This window comes from Candidatus Aquicultor sp. (assembly GCA_036504445.1).
Classification (GTDB): Bacteria; Actinomycetota; Aquicultoria; order Aquicultorales; family Aquicultoraceae; genus DASXVE01.
The window spans coordinates 226,744-248,715 of record DASXVE010000024.1; the positions used below are offsets into that span (position 1 = coordinate 226,744).

A 21,972-nucleotide genomic window follows, 5' to 3' on the forward strand; every position below is an offset into this window, starting at 1 on the left:
AAAAGGCGCACGACGTCAATGTCACAACCAATACTGAACGACCGCGGTATGACGCTCCCAGAGCTGCTTATCGGGATGAGCCTTATGCTTTTGGCGCTTACTCTTGTCTACATGCTGTTCCAGCTCGCACAGGTCAATTGGCTGAATGATACGCAAAGAATCAGTGCACGGGACGAAGCCGCTCGTGTTATCGATGCAATTCCACGGAAATTGCGTGGTGCCCAGGCCATTAGCGAAGGAGCGCCAATTATAGCCGCAGCCGATAAAAACGATATCACCTTCTATACAAACGTCGATACCGATACTGCCCCTGAGAAGGTTCGCTACTATGTACAGAATAAATCGCTGCAACTCGTAGTAACGCAACCGTCGACTACGACGGAACCGTGGCAATACAACAATCCGGGCCAAACGAGCATCGTGGCAAGGCTTCTGCAAAACGACATGACTAATCCTTTATTCATATATCTCAATGCGTCCAATGCAGAAGTTACCGGATCGCCGGTAGGGCAAAGCGACCTACCAAATATCTGTTCTGTTAAGATACGTGCGATCGCCGATGATGATACTAGCACCGCGCTCGGTCGGATTGACATCGACACCGTTATATATTTAAGGAACAACTAATGGGTAGACTATATAAAACCAAGCAAGCACTAAATAATATAAGAAATTATCCCTTGAACGATAAGGGTTTTGGGATGATGGCTATTATGCCGGTTTTAAGCATCATCCTCATTCTCTCAATCCTCGGATTTGGCCTGATGTATCGCACGGGGAATGCTACGCATTCAGCCAGCCGTGAAACCGCATCTATGCGGGCGTTTTATGTGGCTGAAGCCGGTATCAACGACTATCTTTGGCATCTTAATAAAAACAACGACTATTATATAACGACGGTACACCCTGCGCAGGGTTTAGATGGGGGCGGCGCTAAAAAGTGGATAACGCTCGACTCCACGGATACGGCATTCCACCTGGAAGTTGCCCAAACCACCGACACACCGGGTGTGGTCGTTACCGCGACAGGGCGCGCGACAAGCGGTGATGCCGACGCTGAACGCACCATACAGGCGATTATAAAAAAGAAGAGCTTTACGCGGTATATCTACTTTACAAACTACGAAACCGATGAGCTTTCAGGTCTAAGCATAGTATTTACTACCGGTGACACTATACGAGGCGCGCTCTTTTCGAACGACACAATCCACATCAACGGTAATCCGACCTTTGAAAAGAAAGTCACCACTGCGGAAACAATTAGCAAAACATACAGCAGCCAACCTACATTCCAGCAAGGATACGAGGAGCAGGCGCCAGTGCTTGGAATGCCACAAACCAACACAAGCTTAATCAACTGGTCGAAGAGCTTAGCCGGTGGTTATTACTATTATGGCATGACGACTATCATTTTGAATTCAAACGGAACGATGTCGATTACCAACACTAACCCCCTCTCAGAAGCGCCGACCGGCACTGCCACAGCCCCTGTGACGCTTCCCATACCGGCAAGCGGTGTCATCTATGTGAACGGAACGGGTACGACAAAGGGCGGCGCCAATACCGGGGATGTTTACGTAAAGGGTCAGCTTAAGGGCAGACTTACGATTGCAGTGAAAAACAACATATATGTCTTTGGCGATATCACATACAATACGACGGGCGAGAACCCGCCAACCACCATGCTCGGATTGGTTGCAGAGAATTATGTCTACGTTATGCGCAAGTGGAGTGGCGGAGGCAGCCAGCTACCGCCGAACGGCTCAGCCGGGAGCACCGATATTGCACAATCCAATATCACAATCAATGCCGCGATACTGGCGATTAATCATTCATTCGGCTTTGAAGATGCGGCACATAGTTCTACGGAAAATGCGCTTACGGTAAAGGGCTCAATCGCTCAGATGTATCGAGGCATCGTAGGTTACCTCGGATCTCCACGAATCGGTTATTTAAAAGACTATTCCTACGACGATCGTATGCTCTATCAAGAACCGCCCCATTTCATTAACCCGCTCGGGGCGGGCTTTGGAGTCGTCTCCTGGAACGAACTCTAAAGATTTCTATCTCCATGGGTTTGCAGCCGGCGGCACATATCCTTCGCCGAAAGCATCCTCAATAATCTGAACGCTCGTGCTTGTACCGATCCGGTTCGCACCGGCGTTAAGAAGTGCGATAGCCTGATCGGCGGTTTTAATGCCTCCAGCTGCTTTGATACCCATCTCGAATGGCAGGTTTGCCCGAAGCAGCTCAACATCATCGATGGTGGCACCGGTTTTTGCAAAGCCGGTGCTTGTTTTTACGAAGTCGGCACCCGCGCGCTCGATTATATGTGCGGCCCGGATCTTTTCCTCATCGGTAAGGAGCGCCGTTTCGATAATTACTTTTACGATGATATCGCGGCCAGCTTCGACCTCACCGCGACGCGCCGCTTCGACAACCGCCCGGACATCGTTATACACCTCGTCGTAAAGGCGCGATTTCATCGCGCCGATATTCATGACCATATCGATCTCATCGGCGCCTTCGTCGATTGCTTCTCGCGTCTCGTGCACTTTCGCCCCGGCCGTAACCGCCCCCAGCGGGAACCCCGAGACGGTGCAGACCTTTACGACGGAGTCGCGCAGCAACCGAGACGCGATATTAACGTAAAACGGATTCACTACTACCGAGGCAAAATTGTATTTTACGGCCTCCTGGCAGAGTTTCTCAATATCTCTAACGGTCGCCCCTGGCTGCAAGTTTGTATGATCGATGCTTTTCGTCAGCTCTTCCATTCTCATCTGATATTCTCCTCCGATCACGGCCTTCGTCTAACCCGGCGATAGCCTATAAAGCTCTTCTTATATCGTAAGCACAGCGCCACCTTGGGGCTTCTGTACTTATAAATATTGCCAAATTCCCTTGTGAAAAAACGTAAATGGGGCTATACCAAAAAACGGATTAACAGCGTGGCTATACCCAGGAAAGTCAAGAACCCAAACACATCGGTAAATGTTGTAACAATTACACTTGAGCCAAGCGCCGGGTCCTGGTGTAAGAAGCGCAAAATAATCGGAATGCCCGCCCCGGTTAGGCCTGCAACGGCCATGTTGATCGTCATGGCGGCGAATAAAGCAAAGCCAAAATATACGTTACCCTGGGTAAAATATGCAACCAATCCACCAAGAAAACCGGTTACAATGCCGATGGTAAGTCCTACGGCAACTTGTCTGGCAATAACTCGTAAGCCCTCCCGGAACTCGAGTTGCCCGAGCGCGATACCACGCGTTGTTACAGTAAGTGTTTGCGTTCCCATGTTACCGCCCATACCAGCGACAATCGGCATAAAGGCGGCCAGGATGACAATTTTATCGAGCGTTCCCTGAAAGCGGGAGATAACCAGGTAATCTAGAAAAGCGGTCCCCAAGTTCAGCGTCATCCACGGCAGCCTGTTTCGAATCGATTCCAGCGTTGGGCTGTCGAGCCGCTCTTCGCGAGTAACACCACCGAGGCGGTAGATGTCTTCGTTGGCCTCTTCCTCGATAACATCGACGACATCATCTATGGTTACGATGCCGAGCAGGTGGTGCTCGGCATCGACGACAGGAAGCGCTAACAGGTCGTAGCGCGACATAATATTAGCAACTTCTTCCTGATCGGTGTCGACGTCGACGAAGATGACATTTGGGTTCATGATCGCTTCAATGCGCTGGTTAGGCTTGGCTATTATGAGGTCGCGAAGCGATATCACTCCGACAAGCTGACGGTCGCTGTTTATTATGAATATGTAATAGATGGTTTCGGCGTTTGGCGCCTGCTCGCGCAGTAGATCAATGGCTTCCTGCGCAGTCATGTCCTTCTTAAGCGCAACGAACTCGGGGGTCATGATGCCGCCGGCGGTGTTCGGCTTGTATTGCATGAGTTTCAGCACTTCGGCCGCATCTTCACGATTCATAGTTGCGAGAATCCGTGCGACTTCTTGCTGCGGAAGACCGGCAAGCAAATCAGCGACATCATCAGCAGCCATCTCTTCCAATATGTCGGAGACTAAGGGGGTGCTTAGAAGGTCAACGATATCGGCTTGCTCGTCTTCATCCATCTCCTGGAACGCATCGGCGGCATGGGGAATGTCCCAGGATTCAAAAACTCTCTTTTGGTCATCATCGGGAAGCGCTGCGACGATTTCGGCGGCATCAGCCGGGTGAAGTTTGTCGAGTAGTGCGATTACTTGCTTCAAGCGGTCTCTTCTGAGGAGACTTTCCGCCGCGACAAGCAGTATTCTGTTTCTCTCTTGCATGGTTCCTCGCCCCTATTCTATATAGCCGAATTGCCGTATATAGCGCTCCTCCTTCCGCCAGTCTTTCTTGACCCTGACCCGCAGGTCGAGATATACCTGGCTTCCGAGCAACTGTTCGATTTCAGCCCGGGCTTTTGAGCCGATATCGTGAAGCATCCGGCCGCCTTTGCCGATGAGAATTCCTTTTTGCGATTCCCGCTCGACAAAGATGATTGCAAATATGTCGACAATCTCGCTCTTTTTTCGGGGTTTCATCTCTTGAACCTCGGCGGCGACGCTGTGCGGTACTTCCTCTCGGGTAAGCTCAAGCACCTTTTCACGGATAAGCTCTGCCACAACGATTCGTTCGGGCTGATCCGTTACCATATTCAGCGGATAATACTGCTGTCCCTCAGGTAGAAGTTCGAGCAGCTTTCCGGTTAAGGTGCCGACATTTTCACCTGTTGCCGCCGATAGCGGAATAATGCCATCGAAATCGCCCAGCTGACGGGCGACCTCGAGCTGAACTTCGATATCGTGCGGAGATAACTTATCTATCTTATTAAGCACCAGAATCTTTGGTGTCGCAAGCGTTGAAAGCTCATTAGCGATATAAAGATCGCCGCCGCCGATCATCGTTGAGGCGTCTACCATGAATATTATCGCGTCGACATCCTGCAAAGTGTTGCGAGTCGTCTGATTAAGGTGCCCGCCGAGCGCGTCTTTGGGTTTATGAAGCCCCGGCGTGTCAATCAGGATGATCTGAGCGTTCTCGAAGTTCAGAATCGCCCGGATGCTGTTTCGCGTCGTCTGCGGCTTATCTGAGATAATCGCAACCTTCTTGTTCGCCAAGAAATTTAGCAGTGTCGATTTACCGGTATTAGGCCTGCCCACGATTGCAACAAAACCCGACCTAAATGGGATTTTGTGCTCTTCGGTGCCACCCTGTCTATCACCTTGCGTATCGTCGCTCATTATCATTGTTCCAATTCTCGTTCAAGTAGCAGCCTGTCGTCTCCCGGTCCATACTCCTCGGAAAGATATGCGACCTCGTGAAAAGCTGCCCGTTTATATACCCATGTCGCCCGCTCGTTTTTCGGATCGACGGTAAGCTGGACACGGCGAACACCTTCATTATGAAGCGTATCGATGACGGCGTTTAGAAATAACGTGCCCAAGCCGCAGCCCCTCTTATTCTTTATTACGACAAAATTCACAAGGAAAGCAAGCCCTGGATTAGACCAATCCCTAATAATGTCGGCGACACCGCATATCGAACCCTCATGTTTTAGCACGTAGACGGCGCCGTGACGAATAAAAACGGGGAAGGTCCAGCGATTAAGCCCGCCATCACCGAACGGTTCGGCTTCGATTTCGGTGAGCTTCTCGATTAGCTCGGTATTAAACTCTTGAATGCGCTCTACAGATACGTCCATTAGTTTTTGGTCTGAATTAACGTCATGCTAATTATAAAGCGCCCGGCAGTTCGACGGGTCGTAGTAGAATGTTTTGCTCGTAATGCTTTCATCAATCATTTGTGTCGATAAACCGGTCACCGCTAAATGCGTGGGGAAGAAGTTCCTGTGCAGTGGCTTTCGCGATATCACCTTTTGCCGTGGCCATGATGATAAGCGTATCGGGGCCGAACTCGGCAAGCACTTGCCGGCAGCCGCCGCATGGGTATGTCGGCGATGGGCTGTCGGTTGCAATTGCGAGTGCAGTAAATCGCCGGCAGCCTTCCGCCACGGCTTGAGCGAGTGCGGCGCGCTCCGCACAGAGCGTAAGCCCATATGATGCATTTTCAATATTTACGCCGGTAAACACCCGGCCATCGTCGCTGAGTACGGCCGCACCCACACGGAAACCGGAATACGGCGCATACGCTTCCAGCCGGGCTTCAAATGCGCGTTGTATAAGCATAGTTTCATCCATAGTGACTCCTTGCTTCAAAGCTTGTGTTAACCGGCTTCCTGGCCTTCTTCCGTCGGCGCTTCTTCTTTTGTGATAAGCACCTTTGAAATTCGCCGGCCGATGACTTTTTCAACCCTGAAGGTAAGCCCGTTAAACCGGGCTTCCTCGCCGGAGCTGGGGATTCGACTGAACAGACCATAGACAAAACCGCCGATAGTGTCGACATTGTCCCCGGAAAGATTCGCGTTCAGAAGCTCGTTCGCTTCGTTGATGTTGACACGGGCGTCCATCCTGATTGTGCGCTCGTCTATAATCTCGATGAGCGTCTCTTCGAGGTCGTACTCGTCGAATATCTCACCAACGATTTCCTCGAGCAAGTCCTCGATGGTAACCAGGCCCGCCGTCCCGCCGTACTCGTCCACGACCACGGCCATATGAAGCCGCTTCTTCTGCAGCTCACGCAACAGTTCGTTGACTTTTTTCAATTCCGGCACGTAGTAGACCGGGCGCATAAGCTGCCTGAGCGGTACGTCGATCGTCCCCTTGCTCATCTGAATGAGAATGTCTTTGGCATAGATAATGCCGATAATGTTATCGACCGTGTCCTCATACACCGGTATTCGTGAGTGCCCCTCGTGAATAATGATCGCGAGCACTTCCTCGATCGGTGCGTCGACATCGACCGCCACCATATCGATTCGCGGCACCATGACCTCGCGAACAATCGTATCGCCGAAGACAAAGATACTATGAATGAGCTCTTGCTCTTCAAATACGCCTTCTTCTTCATTGTGGGAAAGCCCCATCTCCTCTTCAATTGCGACGGGGATCTCTTTGATGGCTTTGCCGCCGAAGAGACGTACAAATACGTTCGCTATTGCAATGAACAGCCTGCTAAACGGACTTAATATTACCGATAGCATATTTAGCAACCCCGCCGAGCGAAGCGCCAGACCCTCGGCGTTTCGGACGCCATATGTGCGGGGGACGATCTCGCCGAACACCAGAATGAGAAATGTCATAATGATTGTCGAAATCAATACAACATAAACGTGAAGATATATATCGACAAGCAGCGTAGCGGTGGCGACCGCACCGATATTGGCTGCGTTATCTATCAAAATAAGCGACGACATAAAGCGGCTGGGGTGCGCGAGCAGCTTCTCAAGAGTTTTAGCGGATGGATTATCCTGCTCGACAAGATATCGTATACGAAGCCTACTCACGGCGCGAACTGCGCTTCGAATTGCGGTTAAAACCGCCGAGATGCCGACTAATACGATGATAAGAATAATGTATAACCAGTAAAAAGATGGGTCTGACAAGAAATATGTCCTCCTTAAGGCAACTTAATATATATAATTATCGGAATGATAACGCAAGTTCTTCGCTTTTGCCAGGTCATGCTCTATGTTAACGCATATGTCCTGTTGGCTGCAGGCGTGAGCGTATCTTACCTACACATAGAATACCTGGAATATCAGTATAGTAATCAGTATGCCTATCACGCCACCGGAAACGATCTCGAGTGTCGTATGGATGCCGGCATCCGCCCGGCTATGGAACACCAAAAATGCGAGCGCCAATCCCAGTGTTGCGATAAGCGGCGATTGACTGATGAACGCGATCGCGGTAAAAAGTGCACCGGCGAGAGCGCTGTGCCCGCTCGGCCATCCGCCCCGCAAGAAGCTTCCGCCGCCGATCCATGCTTTCGCAGCGATTACGGTTAACAGTACCAGTATCAACGCTATCACAGTTAAATGCGATGGCGATTGACGTACTGTTTGCAGCAGATTTAAACCGTATGGGCTCAGCTTCGAGAAAAAGACGAAGTAGGCAACGATAAGCGCGTTGATGCTTGCCAGCAACACCGCACCCGCCGCCACGTCCTTGGCGATTTCGGCGATTGGATCGTATTCGTTGGTAACCAGATCAATTGTCGCTTCAATCGCGGTGTTGATCAATTCCGCCACCATCACCAACGCGGCCGCGAAGATAAGTGCGACAACCGCCCAGGTCTGGAGATGCAGAAATAGCGCCAAACCAAGCGCAAGAGCGGCGGCTAAAAAATGGATTCGCATGTTGCGCTGCGTGCGCAGCACGTACACTAACCCGTCGATTGCATAATTGAAGCTTTGAAGTAGCGATCTACTTTTCTTCATCTCTATCGTTGCATCCCATGTAATTTATTCATTCTCAGAAGACGTCGCCGGACCGGCGAGAATGTCGTGCTCGTGCGCTTCCATCTCTGACGCATCCTCATCGGTTTCATGGTCGTAACCGAGCAGGTGCAGTATTCCATGAACTAAAAGGAGCGCCATTTCCTGTTCGAATGTTTGGCCGTACTCGGCGGCTTGTTTCGCGGCAATTGCCGGACAGATAACGACGTCGCCTATCAGATACGGCTCATCGGGCATAGTAGCAGGAGTCTCTTCAGCTTCGCCCGTTGCAAATGAAAGCACATCGGTGGGCGTGTCTTTACCCCGGTACTCAGCGTTAAGCCTCTGCATCTGTTGCTCGTCAACAAGGGCGATGCTAAGCTCTGAATTCTCAGGCGCTGCCTCAAACTCGAGCGCGTGACGTCCTGTTCGTATCAATGGTGCTTCGTTGACAGCGACAAGCTGCTCGTTACTTATGAGGATGTCCATGGCTGACTAGGCTCCTTGTCTGCGGTACCTGTGCGGTCGGATACTCTATTCGCGTGTGATAGAGGCTGCTTAGTACCTGGGTGAAACTCTTAATAATCTTCTCTATATCGTTGAGCGTGAGATTGCTTTCGCTTAATTGTCCGTCATCGAGCTTGCTCTGAACGATACGTTTGATAAGTTGTTCGATTCTTCCGGGTGACGGCTTCGTGATTGTACGAGCCGCGGCCTCAACGGAATCGGCAAGCATAACGAGTGCAGCTTCTTTTGAGCTTGGCTTGCGCCCCGCGTATCTAAAATTCTCTTCGCAAATCGTCTCTTTGGCGATGTTTTCTTTTGCTTTATGGAAGAAATATTGCACGACGCTGGTGCCGTGATGTTGGTTGATAATATCGACAATCTCGTCCGGCAGGCGATACTTCTTCGCAAGCTCGACGCCCTCTTTGACATGCGAGGTAATAATCAAGCAACTTAAAGACGGGTTCGTGTGGTCATGCGGGTTGTCGCCGCCGATCTGGTTCTCGACGAAAAACATCGGCCGCTTGGTCTTACCGATATCGTGATAGTAAGCGCCCACACGTGCCAAGAGCGGGTTTGCTCCGATTTCCTCGGCAGCGGTCTCGGCCAGATTGCCCGTCATAACACTGTGGTTATGCGTGCCGGGAGCTTTCATCATCATCTCACGCAAGAGCGGTTGATTTGGGTAGGAAAGCTCAACTAGCTTGATGTCGGTGGTAATGCCGAACACCTTCTCTAGAAAAGGTAGACCGCCGATAGCCAACACGGCCGTCGAAATACCGCCGACCAGACCCCACCCGAGGTTTTTAAAGACATCTACCCAGGCAGCGCCGGAAAGCAGCGTGGTAATGAGTGCGACCATCGTGCTCGCAGCCGTTACCCACGCCCCCGATAGAACTAAGTCGGTTCGATGACGGATGTTATTAATAGCGAATATCGCAAAAAGGCCGGTAAAGAGGCCATATAGTGCGTACTGGTAGTTTTGCCCGGCCAGCAGCCCCGAATAAATGCTTAACATAAGCGTCATAAGGACCGCTGTCTGGCTGTTAAAGAGAAGTGCGGTGAGCATCGCCGCCGCCCCGACCGGGATCACAAAGAACGAGTAAAACGGGCCCACGAACTTGGCGGCAAGTACCGTCACCAGGAATATTATGCCAAGCACCGCTATCAGGCGGTCGCTTTTAAACACCTTCGGCTCGTAATGGTAGAGATACAGACCAAATGCTAGAAATGATACCAGCGCAAAGAGCGTAAGACCGGCAAGACGCATGAGATCGATACCGCGGGTCATGAGCCCCAGCTCGCGCAGTATTCGTACCTGGGAGCTGGTTACGATTTCGCCTTCTCGGACAACGGTTTCGCCCTTTTGCTTATTAACGATAACCGGGGAAACACTAGCCTTGGCATCCTTTTTAAGGTTCTCGGTTACATCTTTATCGTAGAAATAGTTCGCTTTTAGATAGAGCTTACCGACCCCCACAACGAGCGCATTCTTATTAGAGTCTGAAGTAAGCTTTCGCACCGAATCTTCAAATTCGCTTCTTTTGCTTCCAAGATTTTCCACGGTTATACGGTCGCGATAAACCTGGTCGATTTGGTTTGCCGTCATGAGCTCGGTTGCACTTAAATCAGCGTCAGGCATCGCGAGCGCTGTTTGCAGTATAGACCGGTCAAAATCGGGGCCGACCTCTTTGCTTAAGATATCGAGCTTTGCGGCAGGTAAAAGTACCTGGTTATCACGTGTCTGCCGCACTGAGCTGTAGAATTTGTGAATTAGGTCGGTAGCTTGCGACTCAACCGTCCAATCCCTGCTGTACATTTTCTGGATATGGGTTGCGGCTTCTTTTCGAAGCGCCTCGGTCTTTTCGACATCGATAAACTCGATGTCGCGGGTTGCTTTGACCGTTTTCGTGCTGGGTTTGCCAACCTGGACTCCGGTCAAACGATCGGGAAGAAAATCAATGGTTAAAATGGCAAGAATAACCGTAAAAATGAAGAAAACAAGGATAGATCGACGAAGACCCGTACCCCGCCAATCAACCTTAACGCTTAACTCTTTTAGCTGCTTGAGGCCAAAATCGCCGCCCATGGCTTATTTCTTTGAACCTCTTTCTTCGTCATACCGCTTATAAGCTTCAACAATTCTTTGGACAAGCTTATGACGAACCACGTCTCGCGCGGTGAGATGAATAAAACAGATGCTATCAATATCGGCAAGGATATTCTCGACAACGAGAAGGCCCGAATGTTGTCCTTGCGGCAAATCGATCTGCGTCGTATCGCCTGTAATAACTACCTTCGAACCAAACCCTAGCCTGGTGAGAAACATCTTCATCTGCTCCGGCGAGGTATTCTGGGCTTCATCCAATATAATGAACGAATCATTTAAGGTGCGACCTCGCATGTAGGCAAGGGGTGCGACCTCGACCGTACCTCTCTCCATCAAATGCTGGAATTGCTCCGCATCCATCATATCATAAAGCGCATCGTAAAGTGGACGTAAATATGGGTCGACTTTTTGATACAAATCGCCCGGTAAATATCCGAGTTTTTCGCCGGCTTCTACCGCCGGACGTGTGAGGATAATGCGGCCGACCTCTTTATCTTTAAGTGCCTTGACCGCCATCGCCATAGCTAGATAGGTCTTACCCGTTCCGGCAGGACCGACCGCAAAAGTCGCGGTATTGTTGCGAATCGCGTCAACATACTGCTTCTGTCCTGAGGTTTTAGGCCCAATGACTTTTCTGCGGTGCGTGATAATAACATCGGAATAGATGCTCGATGGGCTGACCTGATTAGCATCGAGCACCAGATCAACCGTATGCTCGACTTTCTGTTCCGTCAGTTTCTGTCCATGCTCCAGCACTTTAAGCAGTTCGGCGAATATGGTGGAAGCGGACTCCACATCATCGGGAAGCCCCGTCATCGTTATTTCGTTGCCTCTTACGAGGATCACGGCATTTGATCGTGCCTCAATAATACGTAAAAACAGGTCGCGTTGGCCGAGTAATTCAACCATCGGCTGCTCAGCCGGGACCGTAAGCTTAATTTCTACTGACTCTGTCAATTTTAAGCTAACTCACTCCTTTAAGTGAGAAAATTATACCATATTTATGTAGTAACAGCGACTACCAGCGGCTTAGCCACTCAAGAACTCCGAGGCTACCTCGTTGACGCGCCGTCCGTCGGCCTTGCCCTTAACCTGGGGCATGACAATGGCCATAACTTTACCCATTTCACGCTTCGTTGACGCGCCGGTTTGCTCGACGGCACCTTTAATGATCGTGCGAAGTTCGTCATCCGAAAGTTGTTCGGGCAGGTAGCCGGCCAAAACGGCACTCTCTTTTTCCTCTTTATCGGCGAGGTCGTTTCTGCCGCCTTTTCTATACTGCTCGATCGATTCGCGCCGGCGCTTGATTTGGCGCTGGATCACCTCGAGAATCTCTTCGTCGCTGAGCGGCTCCTTCTTGGTTATTTCGGCATTTTTGAGCTCGGCGTTAAGAAACCTAATGGTTCCCAGCCTGATTTTCTCATCAGGATTGCCCGCCGCAGCACGCATCGCTGATTTCATATCTTCGTTAAGCTGGTCTTTAATCGGCATGTAAGCCTCCTTTGCGCGTAACACTCTATGGAATTTCGGTTAGTTCTTGCACTCCTACTTACACAGCAGCGGGCCGAGTTCTTTGCCGCCGAGCACGTGAAAGTGCACATGCATAACCTCTTGGCCTGCATTAGCGCCGGTGTTTGCGATCAGACGATAGCCGCTCTCTAATATACCTTCTTTCTCGGCGATTTTATTCGCCGCAAGCACTATCTTGCCGAGCAGCACGGCGTCGGCCTCCGTCGCATCCGAGAGCTTTGCAACATGTTTTTTCGGTACGATAAGCACATGTACGGGTGCCGCAGGGCTAATATCGCGAAAGGCGACCACGTCGTCATCCCGGTACACGATATCCGCCGGAATCTCACCCTCAACGATCCTGCAGAACAGGTCTTTCTCCATACGCGTCCTCCTCCATTGTCAACGTTTCCATACTAATCTACCATATAGGGCCGTGTCTTCCTGTTCGATTATCTCAATATCCGCTAATGTACCGATTATTTCACGGGGGCCGTGCGCATAAACCCTGACATAATTATCGCTTACGCCGGAGAGGCGATCCCCGACACCGCGCTCGATGAGCACGCTTAAGCGTTTTCCGACATAGCGAGCGGCGAAATCCGCCGCAAACGTATGGCCTGCATTGATAAGCGCCATCGAGCGAGCATCCTTAGCGCTGCCCGGGATTTGATCGTCGTAGGTTGCCGCAGGCGTACCTTTGCGCAGCGAGTATTTAAATACATGGAGCTTACTAAACCCGACTTCTTTTACTACGCGCAAGCTTTCCGCAAAGTCGGCATCGGTCTCACCGGGAAACCCAACGATAATATCGGTTGAAATCGCTACGTTTTCGATCTTCTCTTGTAGCTCACGCGCGCGTGCAATGAATTCTTCGGCGGTATAATGCCGGTTCATTCGCTTCAGAATCGCATCGCTGCCGCTTTGCAGCGGGATATGCAGGTGATTCGCCATCTTGCCTGAAGTTGCCATAAGCTCGATAATCTGCGGCGACACCTCGTTGAGCTCAATCGAGCTTAAGCGAATCCTGCCGAGGTTGGGAACCTCAACGAGGCGCGCCAGTAAGCCGCCAAGATCGGTATCTATTCCCGCGCCGTAAAGCCCCAGGTGGATACCTGTTAGAACAATCTCCTGCGTGCCGCCGTCGGCCAAAGCGCGTACTTCGGCAACCACGTCATCTGCAGGGCGACTCCAAAGGTCACCGCGCACATACGGAACGATACAGTAGGTGCAGAAATTATCGCAGCCGTCCTGTACTTTAACAAGCGCCCGCGTATGCCCATGCTGACCTGCTTGTATGCTCTGCTTGTCGCCGTTACCATCTAACGCTATACCAAGATGCGCCGTGATTAGCCGGGGAATCCGATCCTTCTGCCCGTTGCCAACAACCAGGCCGACACCGGCGATTTTCTCGATCTCGGCGCGGTCGGCATCGGCGTAACAACCGGCGACAACGACGAGCGCTCCAGAGTTGCCTTTAATCGCACGCCTGATAAGCTGCCGGGATTTATGACTGGCGACCGAGGTCACGGTACAGCTGTTAATAATAAAAACATCCGGCTGCGCTGCGAAGTCAACAAATTCCCAGCCCATACCGATAAGATTGCTTGTGATTTTCTCGCTCTCGTATTGGTTGACCTTACAGCCAAGCGTATGTATTGCAAAACGCATTGTCTTTTCCATAAGCATGAAATATGGCCCGCCGGGCCACGATCCTTCCTAATGTTTTATGTATATTGTACTATTTTGTCGCGTTTGAGCAGCTATGGCAACAGCCTTGAGCTTATTTAGCAGCAAAACGGCAGGATAGTAGCCGCTCTTTATGCGATGCAATGGAGAGGGTGAGGCTATTGATTGAATGACAACAACAAAGATTGAACGTAGAATAATACCATGTTTAAACGTCGAAGAACTCTCGTGCGGGCAGACAGCATATTTGATCCCGCGCATGGTTACACTGCTGATCGATTTATACTGGTAGAAGATGGCGTGATTCAGCAAATCACGCCTCACTTTGATATGAGTAGGGTTGATACCCAAGATATCGAAGTTGTTGACTGCACCGGATACACGATTTCCCCACCGTTCTCTGACTATCACCTGCACTTTTTCACCAAAGACGAGACAGTGCTTAGCAAGATTGCATCCGGCCTTGCAAGCAGCGGCATCACAAAGGTTTATGAGGCGGGCGATATCCGCCTCTCCGGCCTCGAGGCAAAAAACCTTCTCGGTTGTAACATTAGCGTTATGGCCTCGGGATATGCAATATATAAGCGAGATGGTTACGGTGGATTTCTTGGCCGCGGCGTTGCCGATGCGGCGGAAGCCGAAAGGGAAATCGGTACCCTCATCTCGTATGGCGTTGATTATATTAAGATCATCAACTCCGGCATCTTCATACCGCAAAGTGGTTCCGTTTCAGCAGGGGAGTTCGAGAGGGGAGAGCTCGCTGTAATTATCGATTACGCGCACCGGATGGGCCTACCTGTCGCTTGCCATGCAAATACCGATGTGCGCGTACGCGATGCTGTTTATGCGGGTGCGGATATGATCGTGCACGGGTTTTTTGCAACGGCTGAGACGCTCTCATTGATGGCGGAAAGGGGAACGAGCCTCATCCCCACCGTCACTGCCCTTTCCTACCTTAAGAAGGCAGAGACTAGCCCTGAGGCCGTTCGTTCAATAGATACATCGGTCCGCGAACATCTAGATATGGTAGCACGAGCCAAAGATATGGGCATCAGCGTTCTCCCAGGCAGCGACGCCGGCTCCGCCTTTATCCCCTACGGCACGACGTTTTTGCGAGAGCTTGGTTATCTTGCCGAAGCAGAGTTCTCCGTTGAAGAGATTCTGAAGGCTGCAACCGCTGAGCCGCTTAAGGAAGGCGCGCCCGCCGGCTTTTTAGCAGTCGATGGGTATCTGCCGCAACGAGTGTTTATCGACGGTGCCGAACTCGCATAATTTAAACCGCACCGAATGCGATATACGGTCCTAGCGCACACCTGCCTAAGTAGCTATCCTTCATGCGACGTCGGTATGCTTGGATGACGGCTTGAATGCCTCAACGGGAGCCCCTGATAAATGTACCGGCCACCAGTTTGCATCGCCGGCAATTGAGGCGATAGCAGGCACGAGAATCGCCCTGATGATAAACGTATCGATAAAAACCCCGATGGCAACCGCGATTCCTATTTGAAACAGACTCTGAAGCGGCGAGAGGGCAAGCACCGCAATCCGTAAGAAATCTCTGTTGATCGTAGCCTGAATATCCGCCGATTCGCCTGTCGGACCGCCGGCAAGAGCATCGCGATACCGGAGTGCCTGGTTGTTGCCATCATAGCTTGTCACGCCGCTCCGAAGCCTCGTTATTGTAGTAAGCGCGGGGGCGAAAACGGTTCGTCCTTCAGGACGAGAGTGAACTGCATCGTGCTTTTGTCTTTGGATATGCATCGCCAAGCTCTTTAAAGTACCTGCCTAAAACCGCAACCTGTGCGTCCAGCTGCGCCTGAGACGTCAGAGGCGCGGTTTCTTGAGCTGCAGCGTTTGCCGACGAGCTGGGGGCTGCCTGGCTCGGCGAGCTTGACGATGATCCACCGGTTGATATGCCAGGCGCCGATGATGCTTGACCTGCACTAAGGCTTTTGCTGAGCGCGCCGAGCTCCGACCGAACGAGGAACGGCGATAAACTATTAATACCGGCGGGGTAACAGGCTTCGAACGTTGGCGATTCCGGATATCTTGGGCATTCTCAGCTCGGAGGCATTGACCTGCGACAACGATGTTGGGCTTAAAACATCGACACTATCCCGAACCGGCGCCAATACCGTTACTGGTGTTATATCCCCTTTGCTGAACTGGCGCTGCAGCAAATTGAACCCTTGCACGGAATCGCTGTTCTGGGGCAATTCTTAGCGTATCAAATGAGCTGTTTAGTCTTGGTAGCTGTGTGTAGAGCGAGCCCGGAGCCGCACAACAACCACGATTGTTACAATAACCGGATAGGTGGTGGTAATGCGGGCAAGGCGCGTCCAAACGCTGGGCCGTCCGAAGTCGATTCTGTTGCCAAACGGCCAAAACAGGTACCGCCCGAGAATCGACATAAGCGCCGGGGCAACGGTCAGTGCTGCGAGCAGCGTAATTGCAATCGACAATGCGAGCGCCGGACCCATCGTTCTAAACATCCCAAATTGGGCGATCGACGTTCCTAAGAATGCGATAATGACCGTGCCCGCCGAAGCTGCGATCACGCTTCCTATCCGCTGCATGGTACCGGAGAGAGCAACATGCGGTTTGTTCCCCTGCACTTCTTCCCTGAAGCGTCAAACTAAAATCATCCAAGATCGGGGCCTGACCGGTGAAGTGCACTTCAAGCCCGTTCGGCTTGCTTGTGTTGATAATCTTGCGGATATCCGTTACCGCTTGTTGGCTTTTGCTATCAAAGCCGGCGGTCGTGAGATTGACCTGCATGAGCTCGGTAGAACCGTCATTACTGATTAGCTGGTCTTTGAGTTCCGGCCGGTTAACTACCGAGGTCGCTGATGCAACGCTAGGCGGTTTATCTTTTCCGGTTAGTTTATGCGCAACATTGGTGACATAGGCAGTGTCTGCCCTTGTCAAACCGCCTTTTCTGTAAACGATTATCGTTCCCGATGAAGCTGCCTGCTGGCCCGGAAACTTCTCCTGAATAAGGTCTCGAAACTGCACCGATTCGCTGTTTTTCGGTAAGAAGGTCGCCGTATCTGTAGTTCCGACCTTCGACAGCGAAGGTGCGCGTACGGCGAGAAATCCGGCAACACCTACCCATGCCAGGATTACGAAAATACGGTATTTAATAATCAGATAACCAGTCTATTGAACATATTCTTTTCTCACGGTTTTATAATCCAGTAATTGCTTTACTCTAATTACCCATAAATGCTGCTTGCTACCTTCAAGCTCAGCTACCGGGTAGTAAGCCAAATAACCAGCGAGTGTCTGAGCGCACACCAAAACAACACGCCCTTTACTCACTTTCCTCACTCACAATTACCTTCCTGCTTGTCGGTTTACTTGCCATTATTACCGCACTTTCCGACTGCCAATTATATGCTTCTAAGAACACAAAGGAAGCTGCTGCTAATCAACCGGCTTATTTTAAGGCAGGTGACCTGGATGTGGTCGTCGCCGGACCGTTGCCACCGGTAAATGCTAAGATACGGTTGCTTAAGATGCGTGAGGAGTCTATCATACCGGTATGGCGCTTGCGATGTTTGGCTTCGACTAAAAGGTAGTACGCGCCCTGACGTATATAGCTGGGGCGGCGTTACCGTTGGAGCCGGGGGAAGGTACTGACCGCAAACAGCAAAGTGTTCTCGGAGCCTACGCGCACAATGATGAAACTTATGATGGCAGAGGATGCGACTGCCAGGATGAACGTCGTCCCGCGCTCAAGCAATGCTGATTTTGCCTTGAACAAGGCGGGGGCGCTACCTACTAAAACAGTTACCCGATTACAGGTTACCCGCTTTCCTTGCCTTGCGTAAATCGTAGAAAACCAGGGCGGTTGCAACCGGCGCGGCGGTTTCGACCCGCAGGATAGTTTTCCCCAGCGTAACGACATCTGCCCCGATTCTTTTTAGATCGGCAATCTCGCTATCGGCTAGGCCGCCTTCCGGCCCTATAACCAGAGCTACGCTGCCGACGGTAGGGTTAAGGGCCTCATACGGGAGGCGTGCTTGTTCTTCCTCCCAAAATACTACGACTTGGTCGTAATGTGCCAACTCGTCTAACGCTTTATCCCACGAAAGTATCTCGCTTACGAATGGGATCGATATGCGATGCGATTGCTTTGATGCCTCAGCCGCGATTTTCTGCCAGCGCTCACGTTTTTTAGGGGCCTTGTCCGGCTCGATTTTGACGATCACTCGCTCCGTTAGAATAGGAACGATGCCGGTAACCCCTATCTCGGTTACCTGGCGGACAATGTCGTCCATTTTTGCCGCTTTGGGGAGCGCTTGGAAAAGGTACACTTTAGGAAGTGTCTCGGCGTTCTCGTAGGTTTTCACCACGCGCCCGCTGACATTAGAAGCGACATCGGTAAGCTCTATGTCCGCAAGATTGCCTTCGGGATCGACCACTTCAATTATATCGCCGAGTTTGAGGCGCAATACATCACGTATATGCTTAGCGTCTGGACCAGCTATTTCTATCGCATTATCGACCGATCGGTCGATAAAGAAGCGGGGTTTAGCCACGCCTACTCACCACCGTAACCCATGCGTTTTTCTCGAAAACATCATCAACAACGAAGCTGTAGTCGCTAAGCGCTGTGAGCACACCGTCTTTTTGCTCGGCGGTAATGCCCGAAGTTATCAAGACTTTAACACCCGGAAATTTGTTTACAATTTCCGGCAAGAAGGCGATAACCAACGGCCCGGTGATATTAGCGACAACCACATCAGCATGGGTGGGTTCGACATCCGCAAAGCCCAAAACCTTGAACTCGATTTTGTCGGCAACACCGTTTATTCTAGCGTTATCTTGGGCAACATCGATCGCCACGCCGTCATTGTCGATTGCAACAACGCGGCTCGCACCGAGTTTTGCAGCAGCGATCGACAGGATTCCTGAACCGGTGCCTATATCAAAGACCATCTCACCGCCGTTGAGAGCCTCTTGTAAAAATAACAGGCAGCCCTCGGTGGTCGCATGCGAGCCCGTGCCAAAAGCAAGACCGGGGTCGAGCTGGATGACAGTATCGCCGGGATTGGTTTCGACGGATTCCCAGGATGGTTTAATCAGCAATTTACCAATGCGCAGCGGATGAAAAAACTCTTTATAGTTTTCGGCCCAGTTTTCGTCGGTTATGGAGTCGATCTCGACCTGCGCCGGCTCGACTTGGAGACCCTGCGCGCGGGCCGCATCGATCGCGCTGCGCACAAGTGCACGAATTTCATTGGTAGGGAAGGATTCCGGGGCATACGCTGTAAGGACGGAAATACCTTCCCTATCGTCGATCTGGATACCCGAGGGGGTAAGCTGCATAAGCACCTCGCCCGCTATTTCGGCCGCCTCGGTTGATACAATAACGTCGACTTTGAGCCAGTTCATGTGCTCTCCTATCGCTAATAGAAAATCGCTACTACGTAACCTTTATGTTACGTAGTAGCGCCCCTCTTCCCGATCCCTTAAAACCCTATCGCGGATACAGTAACCGCCTGCTATTTGGTATGAAATGCGTCTTTTATCTTATCGAAAATTCCGCCGTTTTGCTGGCCGCTTGCGTGTGTATCGTCGCCCGACTCGTGCGCGAACTCAAGCAAGAGTTCTCGCTGTCTGTCGGTGAGCTTTTTCGGTGTCTCTACCACCGCCTGCACTATTATGTCGCCTCGCACGCGGTTGTTATGAAGCGACGGGACGCCTTTTCCGCGTAGCTTAAAGGTTGTACCCGTCTGCGTACCGGCCGGTATTTTGATTTTATCAAAATCTTCCAGTGTCGGAACCTGGACATCGGCCCCAAGCGCCGCCTGTGCAAAAGTGATAGGGAACTTGCAAAACAGGTTTATACCCTGGCGTTCGAAAATCGGGTGCGGCTTTACGTGAAGCGTCACGTAAAGATCACCGGTCGAACCACCACGAACGCCCGCTTCACCCTGCCCGCTAAGCTTCAGCGTCATGCCATTATCGACACCGGCAGGAACATCCACTTTGATCTTCTCATGAACAGGCTTTCTCCCCTGCCCTTTGCATCCCTGGCAAGGATTGGAAATTATCTGTCCTATTCCCTGGCAGCGCGGACACGTGGCCGTTCTCACGAACGTGCCGAATACGGTGTTTTGCTGGCTATGTATCTCCCCAGCCCCTTGGCAATCCGGACATATTTCCGGTTGCGAACCGGGTGTAACGCCGCTGCCGCCGCATACCTCACACCCTACTAGACGGGCGATCTCAACTTCCTTCGCGATGCCAAAAACAGCCTCTTCGAACTCCGTCGTGAGATCGAGGCTTAAATCGGAACCCCGCTGAGCCGTACTGCTTGTGCGCCTGCCCTGGTTTGCAGCACCGCCGAAAAACATATCAAAGATATCGCCAAACGCCGATTCGAAGCCGCCAAAACCAGAAAAATCGCTTCCGCCGAAGCCGCCAAACTGCGGGCCTCCCTTAGCGGAGCCAAACGTATCGTAGTTACGGCGCTTTTCCGGATCGCTTAAAACGTCGTAGGCCTCGTTGACCTCTTTAAACTTGGCCTCGGCATCCGGATCGTGCTGGTTAACGTCTGGATGATATTGCCGGGCCTGCTTGCGATATGCTTTTTTAATCTCGTCTTGCGACGCATCTTTCGACACGCCGAGTAATTCGTAAAAATCTTGTGCCATATCTCTTTTCTACCTCGGAATCTATGATCTTAGTTCGCGTAACGCTTTAGTCAGGTTGCCGGCGATGAACTCGACGGCTGAAATGGCCCGCGCGTAGTTCATCCTGGTCGGCCCAATAATACCGATCGTACCGAGAACCTCACCGTCTACCTCGTAGCTGCTTGCTACTAGGCTACAATCCTTGATATCTTTATCGGTGTTTTCAGAACCGATGCGCACGAAAACCTTGTCGCTCCTGTATGGATCCTCAAGCCACTGCAATAATCGATACCCATGTTCGAGCGAGCTTAAAAGCGATTGCACTTTATGTAAGTCCTCAAATTCGGGCTGATAGAGGATGCTCGATGTGCCGCTTAGAAATACTCGTTCTTTATCTTCACCACTCACAATATCGATTATCTCATCAATGAGCTTGTGTACCAGCTTGGCCGATTGCGGGTCGAGAAGCTCAAGCGTATCTTTAACCGTCGCAATCTCAGATGATCTCAAACCCTGGAGCGCTTCGTTAAGTACTCGCTCTATTATATCAATAGAACCGCCAACCATCCCGGCTGCAATCGTACGTTTTAAAACCTGACCTTTGTCGGTAATAAGCACCAGCAGCACATGTCGCGGCGAGAGCGTTATGACGTCGATGTGTTTGATGGCGCTTTGCGTAAACGCGGGAGCGAGCACCACCGAAACCTGTTTAGTCAAATCCGAGAGAACTTTGGTCGTTTCGCGAAGGAGCTGCTCCATCTCCTTATTTAGCGCTGAGAACAGCTGCGTGATCGACTTTTCCTCTTGCCCGGTCAAACCCGGCTTGCTTGAGGTGGAATCGACGTAATAACGATACGCGATATCGGTCGGAATACGTCCGGCTGATGTATGCGGCTGGTGCAGATAGCCGAGCTCCTCGAGTTGCGAGAGCTCATGCCGTACCGTCGCCGAACTGATACCCAGCTGGTATTTCTCGACAAGCCGTTGCGAGCTCACCGGCTCGGCACTCAGGATATATTCCTGAACCGCCACAAACAGAATTGCCTTTTTTCTTGCGTCTAGCATGTGTACCACTCCTAGCACTCTCACTCGTAGAGTGCCAAATACAACGTATCATCGCGACTGCGACCGTGTCAAGAAACTTCGTGCCTTATTCAACCAATACTTGCTGATCAAGTGCTATGTTCT

The 21,972-nt window shown here is 51.3% G+C and carries 23 protein-coding genes; 3 read left to right on the plus strand and 20 right to left on the minus strand.

Features of this window, described 5'->3' with window-relative positions:
* Positions 1–18: 18 nt before the first annotated feature.
* Positions 19–627, plus strand: a complete 609-nt coding sequence (locus tag VGK02_07170; protein HEY3374825.1) for a prepilin-type N-terminal cleavage/methylation domain-containing protein — start codon at positions 19–21, stop codon at positions 625–627.
* Positions 627–2,057, plus strand: a complete 1,431-nt coding sequence (locus VGK02_07175; GenBank protein ID HEY3374826.1) for a hypothetical protein — start codon at positions 627–629, stop codon at positions 2,055–2,057. Before VGK02_07170 ends, VGK02_07175 begins: the two co-directional genes overlap by 1 nt.
* Positions 2,058–2,063: 6 nt before the next feature.
* Here VGK02_07175 and deoC read toward each other — a convergent pair whose 3' ends face one another.
* From deoC to mtaB, 13 genes are all read right to left on the minus strand, one after another.
* Positions 2,064–2,783: a deoxyribose-phosphate aldolase gene (gene deoC / locus VGK02_07180; protein ID HEY3374827.1), complete on the minus strand. Its 720-nt coding sequence runs from the start codon at positions 2,781–2,783 to the stop codon at positions 2,064–2,066.
* Positions 2,784–2,926: 143 nt separating this feature from the next.
* Positions 2,927–4,279 carry a magnesium transporter gene (mgtE, locus tag VGK02_07185; protein HEY3374828.1) on the minus strand — a complete coding sequence of 451 codons (1,353 nt, stop codon included), beginning with the start codon at positions 4,277–4,279 and terminating at the stop codon, positions 2,927–2,929.
* Between the two features lie 12 nt (positions 4,280–4,291).
* A complete protein-coding gene (gene era / locus VGK02_07190) occupies positions 4,292–5,233 on the minus strand; it encodes a GTPase Era (protein ID HEY3374829.1) in 942 nt (313 codons plus the stop codon).
* A gap of 2 nt (positions 5,234–5,235) precedes the next feature.
* Positions 5,236–5,694, minus strand: a complete 459-nt coding sequence (locus VGK02_07195) for a GNAT family N-acetyltransferase (protein ID HEY3374830.1) — start codon at positions 5,692–5,694, stop codon at positions 5,236–5,238.
* A 91-nt stretch (positions 5,695–5,785) separates the two neighbouring features.
* Entirely contained in the window at positions 5,786–6,190 is a 405-nt protein-coding gene (locus VGK02_07200) for a cytidine deaminase (GenBank protein HEY3374831.1), read from the minus strand.
* A 26-nt stretch (positions 6,191–6,216) separates the two neighbouring features.
* Positions 6,217–7,494 (minus strand): hemolysin family protein, encoded by a 1,278-nt coding sequence (locus VGK02_07205; GenBank protein HEY3374832.1) that lies wholly within the window; start codon positions 7,492–7,494, stop codon positions 6,217–6,219.
* Between the two features lie 132 nt (positions 7,495–7,626).
* Positions 7,627–8,331 (minus strand): diacylglycerol kinase, encoded by a 705-nt coding sequence (locus VGK02_07210; GenBank protein ID HEY3374833.1) that lies wholly within the window; start codon positions 8,329–8,331, stop codon positions 7,627–7,629.
* 24 nt (positions 8,332–8,355) lie between these two features.
* Positions 8,356–8,817: an rRNA maturation RNase YbeY gene (gene ybeY / locus VGK02_07215; GenBank protein HEY3374834.1), complete on the minus strand. Its 462-nt coding sequence runs from the start codon at positions 8,815–8,817 to the stop codon at positions 8,356–8,358.
* Positions 8,798–10,921: an HDIG domain-containing protein gene (locus VGK02_07220; GenBank protein ID HEY3374835.1), complete on the minus strand. Its 2,124-nt coding sequence runs from the start codon at positions 10,919–10,921 to the stop codon at positions 8,798–8,800. Before VGK02_07220 ends, ybeY begins: the two co-directional genes overlap by 20 nt.
* Positions 10,922–10,924: 3 nt before the next feature.
* Positions 10,925–11,899, minus strand: a complete 975-nt coding sequence (locus VGK02_07225; GenBank protein HEY3374836.1) for a PhoH family protein — start codon at positions 11,897–11,899, stop codon at positions 10,925–10,927.
* 72 nt (positions 11,900–11,971) lie between these two features.
* On the minus strand, positions 11,972–12,433 hold the full coding sequence (locus VGK02_07230) for a GatB/YqeY domain-containing protein (protein ID HEY3374837.1): 462 nt from the start codon (positions 12,431–12,433) through the stop codon (positions 11,972–11,974).
* A gap of 54 nt (positions 12,434–12,487) precedes the next feature.
* A complete protein-coding gene (locus VGK02_07235; protein HEY3374838.1) occupies positions 12,488–12,835 on the minus strand; it encodes a histidine triad nucleotide-binding protein in 348 nt (115 codons plus the stop codon).
* Between the two features lie 18 nt (positions 12,836–12,853).
* Complete coding sequence (gene mtaB, locus VGK02_07240) at positions 12,854–14,140, minus strand: tRNA (N(6)-L-threonylcarbamoyladenosine(37)-C(2))-methylthiotransferase MtaB (protein ID HEY3374839.1); 1,287 nt, start codon at positions 14,138–14,140, stop codon at positions 12,854–12,856.
* A gap of 204 nt (positions 14,141–14,344) precedes the next feature.
* Here mtaB and VGK02_07245 point away from each other — a divergent pair, with 204 nt between their 5' ends.
* The gene (locus VGK02_07245; GenBank protein HEY3374840.1) at positions 14,345–15,412 is read left to right on the plus strand and encodes an amidohydrolase family protein; all 1,068 of its coding nucleotides are present in this window, start codon (positions 14,345–14,347) and stop codon (positions 15,410–15,412) included.
* Between the two features lie 60 nt (positions 15,413–15,472).
* On the opposite strand, the gene VGK02_07250 is transcribed toward VGK02_07245, so the two are convergent.
* The 7 genes from VGK02_07250 to hrcA all read right to left on the minus strand — a co-directional run bounded on the left by VGK02_07250 (position 15,473) and on the right by hrcA (position 21,849).
* Positions 15,473–15,901 (minus strand): MMPL family transporter, encoded by a 429-nt coding sequence (locus tag VGK02_07250; protein HEY3374841.1) that lies wholly within the window; start codon positions 15,899–15,901, stop codon positions 15,473–15,475.
* A gap of 479 nt (positions 15,902–16,380) precedes the next feature.
* A complete protein-coding gene (locus tag VGK02_07255) occupies positions 16,381–16,716 on the minus strand; it encodes an MMPL family transporter (GenBank protein ID HEY3374842.1) in 336 nt (111 codons plus the stop codon).
* Positions 16,625–17,290 (minus strand): MMPL family transporter, encoded by a 666-nt coding sequence (locus VGK02_07260; protein ID HEY3374843.1) that lies wholly within the window; start codon positions 17,288–17,290, stop codon positions 16,625–16,627. The genes VGK02_07255 and VGK02_07260 overlap by 92 nt, the downstream gene beginning before the upstream one ends.
* Before the next feature lie 650 nt (positions 17,291–17,940).
* A complete protein-coding gene (locus VGK02_07265) occupies positions 17,941–18,684 on the minus strand; it encodes an RsmE family RNA methyltransferase (protein ID HEY3374844.1) in 744 nt (247 codons plus the stop codon).
* Complete coding sequence (prmA, locus tag VGK02_07270) at positions 18,677–19,540, minus strand: 50S ribosomal protein L11 methyltransferase (GenBank protein HEY3374845.1); 864 nt, start codon at positions 19,538–19,540, stop codon at positions 18,677–18,679. Before prmA ends, VGK02_07265 begins: the two co-directional genes overlap by 8 nt.
* A gap of 110 nt (positions 19,541–19,650) precedes the next feature.
* A complete protein-coding gene (dnaJ, locus tag VGK02_07275; protein ID HEY3374846.1) occupies positions 19,651–20,805 on the minus strand; it encodes a molecular chaperone DnaJ in 1,155 nt (384 codons plus the stop codon).
* A 21-nt stretch (positions 20,806–20,826) separates the two neighbouring features.
* A complete protein-coding gene (gene hrcA, locus VGK02_07280; protein HEY3374847.1) occupies positions 20,827–21,849 on the minus strand; it encodes a heat-inducible transcriptional repressor HrcA in 1,023 nt (340 codons plus the stop codon).
* Between the last annotated feature and the right edge of the window lie 123 nt (positions 21,850–21,972).

What these genes read in the sequence shown, in the direction of transcription:
- deoC (HEY3374827.1), bottom strand. Translation starts at nt 2,783, where the DNA reads ATGAGAATGGAAGAGCTGACGAAAAGCATCGATCATACAAACTTGCAG.
- mgtE (HEY3374828.1), bottom strand. Translation starts at nt 4,279, where the DNA reads ATGCAAGAGAGAAACAGAATACTGCTTGTCGCGGCGGAAAGTCTCCTC.
- era (HEY3374829.1), bottom strand. Translation starts at nt 5,233, where the DNA reads ATGAGCGACGATACGCAAGGTGATAGACAGGGTGGCACCGAAGAGCAC.
- VGK02_07255 (HEY3374842.1), bottom strand. Translation starts at nt 16,716, where the DNA reads ATGCAGCGGATAGGAAGCGTGATCGCAGCTTCGGCGGGCACGGTCATT.
- VGK02_07210 (HEY3374833.1), bottom strand. Translation starts at nt 8,331, where the DNA reads ATGAAGAAAAGTAGATCGCTACTTCAAAGCTTCAATTATGCAATCGAC.
- VGK02_07245 (HEY3374840.1), top strand. Translation starts at nt 14,345, where the DNA reads ATGTTTAAACGTCGAAGAACTCTCGTGCGGGCAGACAGCATATTTGAT.
- VGK02_07230 (HEY3374837.1), bottom strand. Translation starts at nt 12,433, where the DNA reads ATGCCGATTAAAGACCAGCTTAACGAAGATATGAAATCAGCGATGCGT.
- hrcA (HEY3374847.1), bottom strand. Translation starts at nt 21,849, where the DNA reads ATGCTAGACGCAAGAAAAAAGGCAATTCTGTTTGTGGCGGTTCAGGAA.
- prmA (HEY3374845.1), bottom strand. Translation starts at nt 19,540, where the DNA reads ATGAACTGGCTCAAAGTCGACGTTATTGTATCAACCGAGGCGGCCGAA.
- VGK02_07250 (HEY3374841.1), bottom strand. Translation starts at nt 15,901, where the DNA reads ATGCATATCCAAAGACAAAAGCACGATGCAGTTCACTCTCGTCCTGAA.
- VGK02_07170 (HEY3374825.1), top strand. Translation starts at nt 19, where the DNA reads ATGTCACAACCAATACTGAACGACCGCGGTATGACGCTCCCAGAGCTG.
- ybeY (HEY3374834.1), bottom strand. Translation starts at nt 8,817, where the DNA reads ATGGACATCCTCATAAGTAACGAGCAGCTTGTCGCTGTCAACGAAGCA.
- VGK02_07220 (HEY3374835.1), bottom strand. Translation starts at nt 10,921, where the DNA reads ATGGGCGGCGATTTTGGCCTCAAGCAGCTAAAAGAGTTAAGCGTTAAG.
- mtaB (HEY3374839.1), bottom strand. Translation starts at nt 14,140, where the DNA reads ATGCTTATGGAAAAGACAATGCGTTTTGCAATACATACGCTTGGCTGT.
- VGK02_07200 (HEY3374831.1), bottom strand. Translation starts at nt 6,190, where the DNA reads ATGGATGAAACTATGCTTATACAACGCGCATTTGAAGCCCGGCTGGAA.
- VGK02_07175 (HEY3374826.1), top strand. Translation starts at nt 627, where the DNA reads ATGGGTAGACTATATAAAACCAAGCAAGCACTAAATAATATAAGAAAT.
- dnaJ (HEY3374846.1), bottom strand. Translation starts at nt 20,805, where the DNA reads ATGGCACAAGATTTTTACGAATTACTCGGCGTGTCGAAAGATGCGTCG.
- VGK02_07235 (HEY3374838.1), bottom strand. Translation starts at nt 12,835, where the DNA reads ATGGAGAAAGACCTGTTCTGCAGGATCGTTGAGGGTGAGATTCCGGCG.
- VGK02_07195 (HEY3374830.1), bottom strand. Translation starts at nt 5,694, where the DNA reads ATGGACGTATCTGTAGAGCGCATTCAAGAGTTTAATACCGAGCTAATC.